This is a genomic window from Streptomyces sp. NBC_01707 (assembly GCF_041438805.1).
GTDB lineage: Bacteria > Actinomycetota > Actinomycetes > Streptomycetales > Streptomycetaceae > Streptomyces.
Map to the genome: position 1 here is coordinate 6,566,416 of NZ_CP109190.1, position 15,474 is coordinate 6,581,889.

At 70.0% G+C, this 15,474-nt stretch carries 11 protein-coding genes; 6 read left to right on the top strand and 5 right to left on the bottom strand.

Translation table 11 applies throughout. The features are described from left to right. Positions 1 to 15 precede the first annotated feature (15 nt). The 3 genes from OG963_RS29440 (at position 16) to alc (ending at position 2,522) form a co-directional block, all read left to right on the top strand. Positions 16 to 246, top strand: coding sequence for a hypothetical protein (locus tag OG963_RS29440; RefSeq protein ID WP_078878836.1), 231 nt, complete (start codon positions 16 to 18; stop codon positions 244 to 246). Between the two features lie 144 nt (positions 247 to 390). Continuing rightward, positions 391 to 1,311 (top strand): LysR substrate-binding domain-containing protein, encoded by a 921-nt coding sequence (locus tag OG963_RS29445; protein WP_371799643.1) that lies wholly within the window; start codon positions 391 to 393, stop codon positions 1,309 to 1,311. Positions 1,312 to 1,376: 65 nt separating this feature from the next. Next, positions 1,377 to 2,522, top strand: a complete 1,146-nt coding sequence (alc, locus tag OG963_RS29450) for an allantoicase (RefSeq protein WP_319325040.1) — start codon at positions 1,377 to 1,379, stop codon at positions 2,520 to 2,522. Between the two features lie 92 nt (positions 2,523 to 2,614). Here the strand turns inward: alc and pepN (OG963_RS29455) are convergent, their stop codons facing one another. Then, on the bottom strand, positions 2,615 to 5,191 hold the full coding sequence (gene pepN, locus OG963_RS29455) for an aminopeptidase N (protein WP_093774843.1): 2,577 nt from the start codon (positions 5,189 to 5,191) through the stop codon (positions 2,615 to 2,617). 103 nt (positions 5,192 to 5,294) lie between these two features. On the opposite strand from pepN (OG963_RS29455), the gene OG963_RS29460 reads away from it, so the two are divergent. Then, entirely contained in the window at positions 5,295 to 5,519 is a 225-nt protein-coding gene (locus tag OG963_RS29460; protein ID WP_030921349.1) for a ribbon-helix-helix domain-containing protein, read from the top strand. Further along, positions 5,512 to 5,859, top strand: a complete 348-nt coding sequence (locus OG963_RS29465) for a type II toxin-antitoxin system PemK/MazF family toxin (RefSeq protein ID WP_093774296.1) — start codon at positions 5,512 to 5,514, stop codon at positions 5,857 to 5,859. The genes OG963_RS29460 and OG963_RS29465 overlap by 8 nt, the downstream gene beginning before the upstream one ends. 97 nt (positions 5,860 to 5,956) lie before the next feature. Here the strand turns inward: OG963_RS29465 and OG963_RS29470 are convergent, their stop codons facing one another. The 4 genes from OG963_RS29470 to pepN (OG963_RS29485) all read right to left on the bottom strand — a co-directional run bounded on the left by OG963_RS29470 (position 5,957) and on the right by pepN (OG963_RS29485) (position 14,577). Continuing rightward, positions 5,957 to 6,985: an aspartate-semialdehyde dehydrogenase gene (locus OG963_RS29470; protein WP_030921345.1), complete on the bottom strand. Its 1,029-nt coding sequence runs from the start codon at positions 6,983 to 6,985 to the stop codon at positions 5,957 to 5,959. 185 nt (positions 6,986 to 7,170) lie between these two features. Next, entirely contained in the window at positions 7,171 to 10,476 is a 3,306-nt protein-coding gene (locus OG963_RS29475) for a S8 family serine peptidase (protein WP_371799644.1), read from the bottom strand. Positions 10,477 to 10,644: 168 nt separating this feature from the next. Continuing rightward, positions 10,645 to 11,697, bottom strand: coding sequence for a hypothetical protein (locus OG963_RS29480; protein ID WP_093774298.1), 1,053 nt, complete (start codon positions 11,695 to 11,697; stop codon positions 10,645 to 10,647). 258 nt (positions 11,698 to 11,955) lie between these two features. After that, on the bottom strand, positions 11,956 to 14,577 hold the full coding sequence (gene pepN / locus OG963_RS29485; protein ID WP_093774300.1) for an aminopeptidase N: 2,622 nt from the start codon (positions 14,575 to 14,577) through the stop codon (positions 11,956 to 11,958). A 131-nt stretch (positions 14,578 to 14,708) separates the two neighbouring features. On the opposite strand from pepN (OG963_RS29485), the gene OG963_RS29490 reads away from it, so the two are divergent. Further along, complete coding sequence (locus OG963_RS29490; RefSeq protein WP_030921336.1) at positions 14,709 to 15,359, top strand: DsbA family protein; 651 nt, start codon at positions 14,709 to 14,711, stop codon at positions 15,357 to 15,359. Positions 15,360 to 15,474 lie beyond the last annotated feature (115 nt).

Sequence of the window (15,474 nt, forward strand, 5' to 3'; positions counted from 1 at the left end):
CGCTACGTTTGCACCGTGGACAAGAAGAACGCAATGCGCGCCGGCGCCGTGGCGGCCGGTACGACGCTGATGATGCTGCTCATGTCGTCCCCCGCGCTTGCGCTGACCCGTGACGACGGTGACGACCCGGGCTCCGGCCTGAGCGTGATGGACACGATCGGCCTCTACGTCGTGGCGCCCATCGCCCTGTTCGTGATCATCGTGGGCCTGGTCATGCTCCTGGACAAGTCCAAGAAGCAGGCCTGACCCTCCCGCTGCGCGGCGCCGGGCCCGCGTAGTTCCACCAGCGCTTCTTCAGGGCGCCTCGAAGTGTGTGAGCACTTCGAGGCGCCCTGCTCCGCGTTCCGCCACCGGACGGGCCGGGCCGGCCCCGGCGGCTAATGTGCGGACATGATCGAGTGGGACGTCAAGAAGCTCAGGATCCTGCGCGTGCTGAGCGAGCGCGGGACCGTCACGGCAACGGCCGAGGCGCTGTTGATGACCCCCTCGGCCGTGTCCCAGCAGCTCTCCAACCTGGCCAAGCAGCTCGGCGTACCCCTTCTGGAGGCCCAGGGCCGCCGGGTCCGGCTCACCGACGCCGCACATCTCGTACTCCGCCACGCCGAAGCGGTCTTCGCTCAACTGGAACGCGCCGACGTGGAGTTGACGGGATATCTGCGGGGTGAGGCGGGGGAGGTGCGGGTCGGGGCGTTCTCGACGGCCGTGCCCGCCCTCGTCGTACCGGCGGTCCGGCTCCTGCGCGCCGACGACCGGCCCGGACCGTCCGTGCGGGTACGGGAGGCGGAGGCGGCGGAGGCGTACGAACTCCTGTCGGCCGGCGACGTCGACCTCGCGCTCTCCCTCGCCGCGCACGCGCCGACCGCCCACGACCCGCGCTTCGCCCTCCTCCCTCTGCTCGCCGACCCGCTCGATGTCGCCCTCCCCGCCGGACACCGGCTGGCGGACGCCCCCGGGCTGCGGCTGGCCGACCTCGCCGCCGAGCCATGGATCTTCGGCGGCTCGGGCCCCTGGTCGGAGATCACCACGGCCGCGTGCGAGGCCGCCGGATTCGTGCCGGAGCAGGCGCACAGTGCCTCCGGGTGGACCGCGATCCTCGCCATGGTCGAAGCGGGCATGGGTGTCGCGCTGATCCCGCGGATGGCGTCGGCGGAACGCCGTACGGGTGTGGTGATGCGTGTCCTGGAGGCGGACCTGCCCCGGCGCCATGTGGTCGCCGCCGTACGGCAGGGTGCGGAGGGTGGGCCCGCGGTGGCCCGGGTCCTGTCCGCGCTTCAGCAGGTCAGCGCCGTCCGCGTGGGACCATTCAGTTGAGCTGAAAGAATAGTACGAAAACTTTCGATAGACCTGATGGGTCATTCGGCGCGACAGTTCCGTACATGACCTCCGACGTGAACGCGAACACCGCCAAGGACAACGACCCCCACGCCAACGACGCGGCCCCGTACGGCGGCGGCGACCCGTATGCCGACTACCGCGCCGGCGAATTCCCCTTCACCGGCCTGGTGGACCTCGCCGACCGCCGTCTGGGCGCGGGAGTGGTCGCCGCGAACGACGAGTTCTTCGCCGAGCGCGAGAACCTGCTGAACCGCGAACGCGCCGTGTTCGACCCCGAGCGCTTCGGGCACAAGGGCAAGATCATGGACGGCTGGGAGACCCGGCGTCGCCGCGGCACCGACGCCGCACACCCATTCCCGGCCTCCGAGGACCACGACTGGGCCCTCGTCCGGCTCGGTGCCCCCGGCATCATCCGTGGCATCGTCGTCGACACCGCCCACTTCCGCGGCAACTATCCGCAGCGCGTCTCGGTGCAGGCGACATCGGTCGACGGCTCTCCCAGCCCCTCGGATCTCCTCGCCGACGACGTGAAGTGGGAGGAGATCGTGCCGCCGACCCCGGTGCGGGGCCACGCCGCCAACGGCTTCGGGATCACCGGTGGCCGCCGCTACACCCACGTCCGCCTCTGCCAGCACCCCGACGGCGGCGTCGCCCGCCTCCGCGTCCACGGCGAGGTGGTCCCCGACCCCGCCTGGCCGGCGGCGCTCGGCACGATCGACCTGATCGCGGTCCTCAACGGCGGCACGTACGAGGACGCCTCGGACCGCTTCTACTCCTCACCGACCCAGATCATCCTGCCCGGCACCTCCCGCAAGATGGACGAGGGCTGGGAGAACCGCCGCCGCCGTGTACGCGACACGAACGACTGGGTCCGCTTCCGCCTGGTCGCCCAGGGGGCGGTCCGCGCGGTCGAGATCGACACGGCCTGCCTCAAGGGCAATGCGGCCGGCTGGATCGCCCTCCAGGGTCGCAACGGCGAGGCGGGTGAATGGTTCGAAATCATCCCCCGCACCAAGCTCCAGCCCGACACCCTCCACCGCTTCCCGCTGCAGGCCCAGGCCGTGGTCACCCACGTCCGCCTCGACGCCTTCCCGGACGGCGGAGTGGCCCGGATGCGCCTGCACGGCACACTCACGGAACGGGGAACCGCCGAACTGGCGGCCCGCTACGAGGAGTCGAGCGTGTAATCCCTGTCGCCGCCCCCGGCGAGCAGCCGCGGAACAGAAGTGCCCCGGACCGTGCGGACGGTCCGGGGCACTTCTCTGCACATGGGCAGCGGCTACGCGGTTGCCGCGGCCGCGTCCGCCGCCTGGGCCTTCAGCGCGCGCTCCACGCCTGCCCGCGACTCGGAGACCAGCCGGCGCAGTGCCGCGCTCGGCTCCGCCGAGTCCAGCCAGGCGTCCGTCGCGTCCAGGGTCTCCTGCGAGACCTGGAGCGCCGGGTAGAGGCCGACGGCGATCTGCTGGGCCATCTCGTGGCTTCGCGAGTCCCAGACGTCCTTCACCGCTGCGAAGAACTTCTCGGTGTACGGGGCCAGCAGTTCCCGCTGGTCGGTCTGGACGAAGCCGCCGATGACCGCCTCCTGGAGGGAGTTCGGGAGCTTGTCGGACTCGACGACGGAGGCCCAGGCCTCCGTCTTGGCCTCGGCCGACGGGCGCGCCGCGCGGGCCGTCGCCGCGTGACGCTCGCCCGCTGCCGTCTTGTCGCGCTCGTACTCGGCGGCGATCTCGTCCTCGTCGAGCAGGCCGACCGCGGCCAGCCGCTCCACGAACGCCCAGCGCAGCTCGGTGTCGACGACGAGGCCCTCGACCGTCTCCGCGCCGTCCAGCAGCGCCCGGAGCAGGTCCAGCTGGACAGGGGTGCGGGCCGTCGCCGCGAAGGCGCGGGCCCAGGCCAGCTGGTGGTCGCCGGCCGGCTCCGCGGCGCGCAGGTGCGCGAGCGTCGCCTCCGTCCACTGGGTCAGGCCCGCCTCGCGGAACCCCGGCGCCGCGTACAGGTCCAGGGCCAGCTTCACCTGGCGGTGCAGCGACTGGACGACGCCGATGTCCGACTCCTTGCCGATGCCGGACAGGACGAGCGAGAGGTAGTCGCGCGTCGCCAGTTCGCCGTCGCGGGTCATGTCCCAGGCGGAGGCCCAGCACAGGGCGCGCGGCAGCGACTCGGTGAAGTCACCGAGGTGCTCGGTGACGACCCGTAGCGACTCCTCGTCGAGCCGGACCTTCGCGTACGACAGGTCGTCGTCGTTGAGCAGGATGACCGCCGGACGGGCGGTGCCCGCCGGGAACGGGACCTCGGTGCGCTCGCCGTCGACGTCCAGCTCGATCCGGTTCGTGCGGACCAGCTTCCCGTCCCCGTCGAGGTCGTAGCAGCCGATCGCGATCCGGTGCGGGCGCAGCGTCGGCTCGCCCTTGGCGCCGGCGGGCAGCGCGGGGGCCTCCTGGAGCACGGTGAACGAGGTGACGTGACCGTTCCCGTCGGTGGTGACCTCCGGGCGCAGGATGTTGATGCCGGCCGTCTCCAGCCACGCCTTCGACCAGGTCTTCAGGTCGCGGCCGGAGGTCTCCTCCAGCGCGCCCAGCAGGTCGGAGAGGCGGGTGTTCCCGAACGCGTGCGCCTTGAAGTACGCCTGGACGCCCTTGAAGAACTCGTCCATGCCGACGTACGCCACGAGCTGCTTCAGGACCGAGGCGCCCTTGGCGTACGTGATGCCGTCGAAGTTGACCAGGACGTCGTCCAGGTCACGGATGTCCGCCATGATCGGGTGCGTCGACGGCAGCTGGTCCTGGCGGTACGCCCACGTCTTCATGGAGTTGGCGAACGTCGTCCAGGAGTGCGGCCACTTCGAGCCCTCCGCGTACGCCTGGCAGGCGATGGACGTGTACGTGGCGAACGACTCGTTCAGCCACAGGTCGTTCCACCACTCCATGGTGACGAGGTCGCCGAACCACATGTGGGCCAGCTCGTGCAGGATCGTCTCGGCCCGCGTCTCGTACGCCGCGTCCGTCACCTTCGAGCGGAACACGTACTGATCGCGGATGGTGACCGCGCCCGCGTTCTCCATCGCGCCCGCGTTGAACTCCGGGACGAACAGCTGGTCGTACTTGGCGAACGGGTACGCGTAGTCGAACTTCTCCTGGAACCAGTCGAAGCCCTGCCGTGTGACGTCGAAGATCGCGTCCGCGTCGAGGAACTCGGCGAGCGACGGGCGGCAGTAGATGCCGAGCGGAACGGACTGGCCGTCCTTCTCGTAGCTGCTGTGCACCGCGTGGTACGGGCCGACGATCAGGGCCGTGATGTACGTCGAGATACGCGGCGTCGGCTCGAAGACCCAGACGTCGTCCTTGGGCTCCGGCGTGGGGGAGTTCGAGATGACCGTCCAGCCCGCCGGTGCCTTCACGGTGAACTGGAAGGTCGCCTTCAGGTCGGGCTGCTCGAAGCTCGCGAAGACCCGGCGCGCGTCCGGGACCTCGAACTGTGTGTACAGGTAGGCCTGCTGGTCGACCTGGTCGACGAACCGGTGCAGACCCTCGCCGGTGTTGGTGTAGGCGCAGTCCGCGACCACCCGCAGCACGTTGGAGCCCGCGTGCAGGTGCGGCAGCGCGATCCGCGAGTCGCGGAAGACGGCGGCGACGTCCAGGGTCTTGCCGTTGAGCTCGACCTCGTGCACGGCCGGGGCGACCAGGTCGATGAAGGTCTCCGCACCGGCTTCGGCGGAGTCGAAGCGGACAGTGGTCACGGACCGGTAGGTGCCGCCCTCCTGCGCTCCGGAGAGGTCGAGATCGATCTCGTACGCGTCCACGGTCAGCAGGCGCGCCCGCTCCTGTGCCTCTTCGCGGGTCAGATTCGTGCCAGGCACGCGGTCATCTCCTTCGATGGTGACGTTTCCGGTCATCCTTCCACGTCGATCCCCGGGAGAAGCGGAGTAGCCACTGTTTGCCTACTGCGGTAGCATTGGTGGTATGAAGATCAGTGTGAGCTTGCCGCAGGAGGATGTCGCCTTCGTCGACGAGTACGCCATGAAGACCGACGCGGACTCCCGGTCCGCCGTGATACATGCCGCCATCGAGCTGCTGCGTGTCGCCGGACTCGAGGCGGAGTACACCGAGGCGTTCGAGGAGTGGGACGCGAGCGAGGACGCCGCGCTCTGGGACCGCACGGTGGGGGACGGAATCGCCGATGCGTAGAGGCGATATCCATCTGGTCGATCTGGAGCCGGCCAGGGGCAGTGAGGCCAACAAGGTCAGGCCGGCCGTGATCGTGTCCAACAACGCGGCCAACCAGTCGGCGGAGCTCAGCGGCCGAGGTGTGATCACTGTCGTGCCGGTGACGTCGAACATCGCGCGTGTTCTCACGTTCCAGGTCCTTCTCAGGGCTGACGAGAGCCGTCTGCTGAAGGACTCGAAGGTCCAGTGCGAGCAGGTCCGGGCGGTCTCTCCGGACCGTGTGCTGAAACGGATCGGCACCGTCCCGCGCCCGCGCATGGCCGAGATCGACGCCGCCCTGCGACGTCACCTCGCCCTCTGACACATGCGGACGCCGGAGCCCGCACACGCTCCCCGGTGACATGCGAGAGGGCGGCCACCGAGCACCGGTGGCCGCCCTCTCGCATGCTTCGTGGGTGTCAGCCGTTCAGCTCGGCGGCGACCAGCTCCGCGATCTGCACGGCGTTCAGCGCCGCGCCCTTGCGCAGGTTGTCGCCGGAGACGAAGAGCGCCAGACCGTTCTCGACGGTCTCGTCGGCCCGGATGCGGCCAACGTACGACACGTCCTGGCCGGCCGCCTGGAGCGGGGTGGGGATCTCCGAGAGCTCGACACCCTCGGCGCCCTCGAGCAGCTCGTAGGCGCGCTCCACACCGATCGGGCGGGCGAAGCGGGCGTTGATCTGGAGCGAGTGACCGGTGAAGACCGGGACCCGGACACAGGTGCCGGACACCTTGAGCTCCGGGATCTCCAGGATCTTGCGGGACTCGTTGCGGAGCTTCTGCTCCTCGTCGGTCTCGAAGGAGCCGTCGTCCACGATCGAACCGGCCAGCGGCAGTACGTTGAAGGCGATGGGCCGCTTGTAGACGGCCGGCTCGGGGAACTCGACGGCGCCGCCGTCGTGGGTGAGCTTGTCGGCGTCGGCGACCACCTTGGACGCCTGTCCGTGCAGCTCGGAGACGCCGGCCAGGCCGGAGCCGGAGACCGCCTGGTAGCTGGTGACGACCAGCGCGTCGAGACCGGCCTCGTCGTGCAGCGGGCGCAGCACGGGCATCGCGGCCATCGTCGTGCAGTTCGGGTTCGCGATGATGCCCTTGGGGCGGTTCTTGATCGCGTGCGCGTTGACCTCGGAGACGACGAGCGGGACCTCGGGGTCCTTGCGCCATGCGGAGGAGTTGTCGATCACCACGGCGCCCTGGGCGGCTACCTTCTCGGCGAGCGCCTTGGAGGTGGCGCCGCCGGCCGAGAACAGCACGATGTCGAGACCCGTGTAGTCCGCGGTGGAGGCGTCCTCGACGGTGATCTCCTGGCCCTGCCACTCGATGGTGGAGCCTGCGGAGCGGGCGGAGGCGAAGAGCCGCAGCTGGTCGGTCGGGAATTTCCGCTCGGCCAGGATCCTGCGCATGACTGTGCCGACCTGACCGGTGGCGCCGACGATTCCGACCTTCACAGGGACTCCTTCAAACGTACGAACTGGCACGGTTGCCGCTCCATGATGCGTATGTCCACGGCTTCCTTGTCCAATCCATTGTCCGGCAGACGGACGGTGTCCGGGTTCGGGCCGGGCAGAGCAGTGGGGCGGGCGCTCCGGAGAGCGCCCGCCCCACTGTCGTTACCGACAACGCATCCGGGTCGTTACGGCGTGACCTTCTCGATCACGACGCTGCCGGTGCCCGCCGCGGTGCCGCGGCTGTTCACCAGCTGCACCTCGCCGAAGAACTGGCGTCCCTCGGGAGCCGCACCGCCGACCACGACGTCCGCGCCGACCTGCGCCGAAGCGCCGCTGGCCAGGTTCACGGCCTTCGACTCGTCGACCTTGAGCGTGCCGAGCGACGGGGAGTAGTACACGTCACGGTAGTCGTACGTGGTGGTCCCGGCCGGAACCGAGTAGCCGTCCACGACGATCGTGTACGTGCCGGCGGCGGGGGCGGCCAGGCTGACCGACTCCTCCGCACCCGCGCTCGTGGACGAACCGACCTCGGTGCCGTCCGCGTCGAGCACGTACAGGTCGATGTCGGCGTTGGCGTCCGAGGTGCCGCCGACGGCGACGTCCAGCTTCTCGACGCCCTCACCGATGGTGACCGTGGTGACCTGCTGGTCACCCGTCTTGATCGACGGCGTGTCGACCTTGGCCGAGCCCAGCGAGCCGCCCTTGAGCTTGCCCTCCAGGTCGCCCGCGGAGTTGGTGACGGTCCAGTTCACCGCGGTCGGCGTGCCGACCTTCGCCTCGGGCAGCGTCTGCACGGCCGGGTCGAAGGACGCGCCGAGCAGGCTGACATCCAGCTTGAACGGGTTGTCCAGCAGCGGCGACGTACGCCGTGCCTCGACCTCGATCTCCCAGACACCGGCCTGCGGGTCGGTGTACGAGCGCACGTCGGGGCGGCAGGTGTTGGTCGGGTTGTCGTAGTTCGGGTAGCAGAACGGCGTACCGCTGTCCTCCATCGCCACCCCGTACGGGTGGATGGAGATGAAGCGGGTCTGGCTGCCCGAGCGCAGCGCGCTCATCGCGACCTCGAGGGTCTTGGCGCCCTCCGGCACGTTCACGAAGTACGACGTGGTGCCGTTGCGCTGCACCGAGCCGGACGCGGCGAACGCGTAGGCGGGCTTCACCAGGTCCTTGGCGACGACGACGGTGGCGAGGATCTGCTGGTCCACACCGGAGGTCTTCGCATCATCGACCTGCAGGATCGCGCTGTGCACGCCCGCGCTGCCCGGCTTCGCCTGGACCTTGACGGTCACCGGCTTGCCCAGCGGCAGCGAGACGGTGCTGCTGCCGGTCAGTGCGAAGGTGCCGTCGTTGTTCTTCCAGGACAGCTTGTGCGCGACGGCCTTGTCCGGGCCCGTGGTGCGGGTGACCGTGACGTCGTACGACTTCTTCTGGCCGGCCTTCAGGCCGCCCTCGCGGTCGTACAGACCGGTGCCGAAGCCGGGGGTCTTCAGCGCGAAGTCGATCGCCGTGTCGACCGGGGCCTTCACGGAGTACTCGTGCGCCGGGGAACCCTGCTTCTCGATCTGCTTCCAGGCGCCCACGATGTTGATCAGGCCGGAACCCTGGGCGTGCGCGGGCACACCCTGGATGTGGGTCGCGGTGCTGGTCAGCGCGGTACGCAGGTCGGCCGGGGGCAGCTCGATGTGCTTCTGCTTCGCGGCGGACAGCAGCAGAGCGGTCGCACCGGCGGCCTGCGGCGAGGACATCGAGGTGCCCTGCAGCATGGAGTATCCGGCCGGCAGCGAGTAGCCCGCCTCCTTGACCGGGCCGCCGGGCAGCCAGGTCTGGGTGGTGTTGATGGAGGCGCCGGGCGCGGTCAGGATCGGGGCGAAGCCGCCGTCCTCACGCGGACCACGGGACGAGAACGGCAGCATGTCGTACTTCTTGGTGACATTGGAGCCGTAGTTGGCCGCCCAGGTCTCCTTGGAGATGGACGCGCCGACGGAGATGACGTGGTCGGCGAGGCCGGGGTCACCGATGGTGTTCACACCCGGGCCGTCGTTGCCGGCCGAGATGACCAGCTGGACGCCGTACGTGTCGATGAGCCGCTTGTACGTCGCGGCGCGGGCGTTGTTGCCGTCGTTGAGCGGCGGCAGGCCACCGATCGACATGTTGACGACATCGACACCGCGGTTGACGACGAGGTCGATCATGCCCTCGGTGAGCGCGATGTTGGTGCAGCCGCCGGACCAGGTGCAGGCGCGCGAGGAGACGATCTTCGCGCCGGGCGCGGCGCCGTTCATCTTGCCGCCGAAGAGCCCGTTGGCGGAGGTGATGCCGGCGACGTGGGTGCCGTGCTCGCTCTCGATGACACCGATGTTGACGTAGTCGGCCTTGTCGCCCGCCGCGTTGTACACGACGTCCTTGCGCGTCTCGACGACGAACGGGATGCGCTCGACGACCTGGGTCCGCGGGTCGTCCGTGCCGAAGTAGGAGACCTGGTACTTCTCCTTGTACGGCTTCATGACGGCGTCGTTGGAGAAGTTGGCGTCGTTGTTCAGGTCGACGCGCGTGGTACCGGCGACCGGGTCGTAGAGCACGGCCCAGGTGTCGGTGGTGTCGCCGTCCCGGTTCAGGTCCCCGGCCATGTCGCCGCCCTTGGTGGCGGCCTCGGAGAAGAGCTGGATCTTGTACGATCCGGCCGGCGCCGAGTAGGTGCGGCCACCGATCGTGAAGACGGGGCCGGTCACCGAGGCGGTCATCCGCAGCCAGGTACCGTCGCCGTCGCTGACCGGGTCGGTGGCCGTCACCCAGTCGACGATCTTGCGCTCGCCGGTGCTGGTCTTCCGGAGCGCCGGGTGACCGAGGTCGACACCCGAGTCCAGGATGCCGATGGTCACGCCGCGGCCGTCGGCCTTCGGGTGCTGCTTGACGAAGTCGACCGCGCCCGTCTCGAAGGACGGGTTGTACGGGTTCTTCGCCGGCGTGTTCTTGCCGGGCGCCGGGTAGTCGCCCGTGGTCTTCGTCTTCGTCTTCGCCCCGGCGGCCCGGTCGCCCGTGGGCGTCGGGTCGTCGAGCATGATCTCCTGCTTGAGATCGATGCCGTGGACGGAGGTCAGCTTCGAGGCCGCCTTGATGGTGGCCTCGGCGGTCGCGGTCGGCACGGTCGCGCGTACGTAGCCGAGCTTGTCGTACGTACGACCCAGCACGGACCCCTTCACGGCGTCCAGCTGCGCGGCGACCTGTTCGGTCGCACCGGGCGCGGTGGCGACCATCATGGTGACGTTCTTCTCGCCCTTGGCCTTCGCCTTGGTCAGGAGGTCGGCGTCGGCCGTACCGAGCTTGTCGCTGGTGGCGGCCGCCTTCACGGGGGCATCGGCCGGGTCGTCGGCGGCGAAGACCGGGGCCGCGCCGGAGGCGGCCAGTGCGGCCACCAGACCGGCGGCGGCCGCGACTCGGGCCACGCGTCTCGCCCCGGATATGGAGCTGGGGGATTCGGAGGTCATCAGCATCCCTGTATGTGAAAGAGAAAGTCCGGAATTCGGTACCGGATGACCGCTCAGCCTTTCGCAAATGACCTGGGTTTGTGGAGGGTTGAGGGAGGCGAGATGCGGCCATGGCGTACTCCCGCCACTGGGGCTGATGCGTCATGAGGGACGAAAGGGTCGATAACTGCCTTGTCACCGGGGAAGAACGACCACATACGCGGCGGGTTCGCGGTCGGCCGCCGCCATCAGCGCGGTGCGCACCACGGTCGCCTGCTGCTCCGCCGCGACGCGCAGTTTCCTCGGCGCGACGTGGACGACGGTGACCCCGAGCCGTTCCAGATGCTCCCGCTCGGCGGCGCAGCCGTACCACTCGGCGTCGTGCCCCTCCTGGCGCCGGTCGCCGTCGAGCGTGCTGTGCAGGGGCGCCCTGCTGTCGAGTTCGACAGCGACGGCCTGGTCGGGCCAGTAGGCGTCCACCCCGCCGAGGTGCGGGCCGCCGGGCAGCCGCAGGTCCACATTCCAGAGCGGCTCCGGCAGGTCGTAGGTCCGCACCATGTCGTACAGCCGGCTCTCCGCCAGCGCCCGCCCCTCCGCGAGCAGCGAGTCGACGGCGTCCACGATGTGGGGCCGGTCCAGCAACTTGCTGCGGCTCAGCTCACGTACGACCGCTGCGGGTTCGCAGTGTCCGCCGCGGACCGCCTCGGTGAGCAGCAGCCGTACGGCTGCGGTGTCCCCGAGGCCGCTGACCGCATCCGCCAGTGCTCGTGCCACGGGGGCCACCGGCAGACCGGCGAGCTGCTCGGGGCTGGGCAGTTCGGTCGTCCGCACCACGCGCACGTACCGGACGGACCGCAGCCGCCGGTGGCGCGGTACCAGCACGTCGATCCGGCCGAGCGAACCCAACGGCGGTACGAGGGAGAACCCGTGGAGGGCGAGCGCGGCCGAGCCGGTGACCATGGCCTCGCCGTAGCCGGTGGTGCGCGCCGGGCCGCCCTGCGCGGGGACGGTGCGCCGCCGCCCGACGTACAGCAGGGCGGACCGCAGCCGCTCCTCGCCGGTGGGCGGCCCCGGGTGCAGCACGTACACGCCGGGCAGCGGCTGCTGCCACGGACCACCGGCCCGGCACTGCGCGGCAGCCCGTGCGGGGGAGACGCCGAGTGTCTTCAACTGCTCGACGGACAGCACGCGTTGCCGTTCGCCGACGGGGGGTCGGAAGTGGGGGGAGAGAGGGGTGTTCTGGGTCATGCTCCGGGGTATGCCGCAGGCCGCGGTGCGGCTAACCCCTGTTACACGCCCGTCGACAATTCAGGACAACGCCGTCCTAAAGTACAGACGTTCGACAACCGAAAAGGGCGATCCCGACGGGGATTGTGCGTCGCGTCGGCCCACGCGGGCCGCTGCGGCTCGCCTCGGCTGCTGCCGGCCCCGGCGCCGGACGGGCCGAAGATCAGGCCCGTCCGGCGATCGAGGGTGGCGCTGCCGCGCTCGCCCCGGGGCGCCCCGTCAGAGGCCGGCCCCGGCCCCCGCGTCACACGCCTGCGCCCGCAACGCCCGCGCCAGATCGTCCCGCGCCTCCAGCACCAGCCGACGCAACGCCGGCGCCGCATCCGCATGCGCCTCCAGCCAGGCATCCGCCGCCGCCAGCGTCGCCGGATCGTCCTGCAGCGCCGGGAACAGACCCTTCACCACGGACATCCCGATCTGGATCGACCGCTCGGCCCACACCCGTTCGATCGCATCGAAGTACCGGGCTGCGTAAGGCGCCAGCAACTCCCGCTGCGACGACTGCCCGAACCCCGCGATCGTCGCCTCGACCAGCGCGTTGGACAGCGCGTCCGACTCCACCACGGCCGCCCACGCCTGCGCCTTGACCGCCGCCGACGGCCGCGACGCCAGGCACCGCACCTGGTGCCGCTTGCCGGACGCCGTGTCGTCCCGGGCCAGTTCGGCATCGATCACCGACTCGTCGGCGACCCCGTGCGCGGCCAGCGCGGACACGAACGCCCACCGCAGCTCCTGGTCGACCTCCAGCCCGTCGATCCGTGCGGACTCCCCCAGCAGTGAGGACAGCAGCTGGAAGTCCGATTCCGAGTCCGCGACCGACGCGAAGAACCGCGCCCACGCCAGCTGGTGCTCGCTCCCCGGGTCGGCGATCCGCAGCTCCCGCAGCGCACCCTCGGCCAGCGCCCGTCCGCCCTCCTCACGCCACCCCGGGGCGGCGTAGTGGACGAGCGCGGTCCGGGTCCAGGCATGCAGCATCTGCAGGACGCCGATATCGGACTCCTGGCCGGAGAAGGCCAGCACGAGCGAGATGAAGTCCTGGGCCGGCATCAGCCCGTCCCGCGTCAGGTTCCACAGCGCGGACCAGCACAGCGCCCGGGCCAGCGGGTCGGTGATGTCCCCGAGGTGCGCGCGCAGGGTGGCGAGGGACGCCTCGTCGAAGCGGACCTTGCAGTACGTGAGGTCGTCGTCGTTGACGAGGATCAGCTCGGGCCTCTCGACGCCGGCCAGCGCGGCGACCACCGTGCGCGGTCCCGCCACATCCACCTCGGCGCGCGCGTACCGCACCAGGTCGCCGCGGGTCGTGCGGCGGTACAGGCCGACCGCGACCCGGTGCGGCCGCAGCTCGGGGTGCGAGTCGGCTGCCTCCTGGAGGACCGCCAGCTCGGTGATCCGGTCCGCCGCGCCGTACGTCACCACCGGCGTCAGCGAGTTGACGCCGGCGGTCTGCAGCCACGACCGCGACCAGGTGACCATGTCCCGCCCGGACGTCTCGGCCAGCACCGACAGCAGGTCGCCCAGCTGCGTGTTGCCGTACGCATGCTTCTTGAAGTAGCGCCGGGCCCCCTCCAGGAACGCGTCCCGTCCCGCGTACGCCACCAGCTGCTTCAGCACCGACGCACCCTTGGCGTACGTGATGCCGTCGAAGTTCAGCTTGGCGTCCTCCAGGTCACGGATGTCGGCCGTGATCGGGTGCGTGGACGGCAGCTGGTCGGCGCGGTACGCCCAGGACTTCCGGTTGTTGGCGAAGGTGATCCAGCCGTCCTTGAAGCGGGTCGACTCCACCATGGCGAAGACGCCCATGAAGTCGGCGAACGACTCCTTCAGCCACAGGTCGTCCCACCACTGCATGGTGACGAGGTCGCCGAACCACATGTGCGCCATCTCGTGCAGGATGACGTTGGCACGGCTCTCGTACGACGCCTGCGTGACCTTGCCGCGGAAGATGTACTCCTCGCGGAACGTGACACAGCCCGGGTTCTCCATCGCGCCGAGGTTGTACTCGGGGACGAACGCCTGGTCGTACTTCCCGAACGGGTACGGGTAGTCGAAGTTGTCGTGGAAGAAGTCCAGGCCCTGCTTGGTGACGAGGAAGATGTCGTCCGCGTCGAAGTGCCGGGCGAGCCCCTTGCGGCAGAGCGCGCCGAGCGGGATGTCCAGCGTCGTGCCGTCGTCGAAGGTACGGCTGTACGAGTCGGTCACATGGTGGTACGGACCGGCGACGACCGCCGTGATGTACGTCGAGATCGGCTTCGTCTCGGCGAACCGCCAGACCCCGCCGTCCCGGGACTCCTCGGCCCCGTTGCTCCAGACCGTCCACCCCTCGGGTGCCGTCACCTCGAAGCGGAAAGGGGCCTTCAGGTCGGGCTGCTCGAAGTTCGCGAAGACGCGCCGCGCGTCGGCCGGCTCGTACTGCGTGTAGAGGTAGACCTCGCCGTCCTCCGGGTCGACGAACCGGTGCATGCCCTCGCCGGTCCGGCTGTACGCGCACTGCGCGTCGACCACCAGGACGTTCTCGCCCTCCGGCAGACCGTCCAGCGCCACCCGCGTCCCGTCGAAGACGGCGGCGGGGTCGAGTGCCTGCCCGTTCAGGGTCACCGAGGTCACGCTCGGCGCCAGCAGATCCGCGAACGTCGACGCCCCCGCTCGCGCGGAGCGGAACCGGATCGTGGTCACCGAGCGGAAGGTCCGGGGATCGACGGCCGGCCGGTCCCCGCCGTCCCAGCCGCCGCTGTCGGGATCGCCGATCGCGGACCGCAGGTCGAGCACGACGTCGTATCCGTCGACGGTCAGCAGCTCGGCCCGCTCGTGGGCTTCGTCGCGGGACAGGTTTTGACCGGGCACTGGTGCACTCCTTTGTGTCACGTTCGAACAGTTTGATCCTCCCATGTGCGTCCCGGCCCGGGCGCGCGGGAATGGCAGGGCCGTTCGGCGGTGTTCTCGCGCACAGGTGCGATCGCCTCTTGAGGAGAGACATGTCTGAGAACGCCACGGTGAACGGCAAGACGCCCGCCGATTTCTGGTTCGACCCGCTCTGTCCCTGGGCGTGGATGACCTCCCGCTGGATGCTGGAGGTGGAGAAGGTCCGCGACGTCGAGGTCCGCTGGCATGTGATGAGCCTTGCCGTCCTCAACGAGAACAGGCTCGACGAGCTGCCCGACGAGTACCGCGACATGCTCGAGACCAAGGCCTGGGGCCCGGTCCGCGTCGTCGTCGCCGCCCAGCAGAAGCACGGTGACGACATCGTCGGCCCCCTGTACACCGCGCTGGGCACCCGCTTCCACAACCAGGGCGAGGGCCCCACCCGTGAGGCGATCGTGGCGGCGCTCGAAGACGTCGGTCTGCCGGCCGAACTCGCGGAGTACGCCGACTCGGACACGTACGACGCGGAGCTGCGCGCCTCCCACCAGGAGGGCATCGACAAGGTCGGCCAGGACGTCGGCACGCCGGTCATCGCCGTGCCGGGCTCCGACGGCGAGCAGATCGCCTTCTTCGGCCCGGTCGTCACCCCCGCCCCGAAGGGCGAGGCGGCGGCGAAGCTGTGGGACGGCACGCTGCTGGTGGCGTCGATCCCCGGCTTCTACGAGATCAAGCGGACCCGGACGCAGGGCCCGATCTTCGACTGACGTACCCACCGGTGCGGGTTCCGGCCACCGTCCGGAACCCGCACCCTGGTGCGTCAGGCGTACAGCTGGGCGGGCTTCGGCAGCCGCCCGGCCCACCCGTCGCAGCATCCGGACG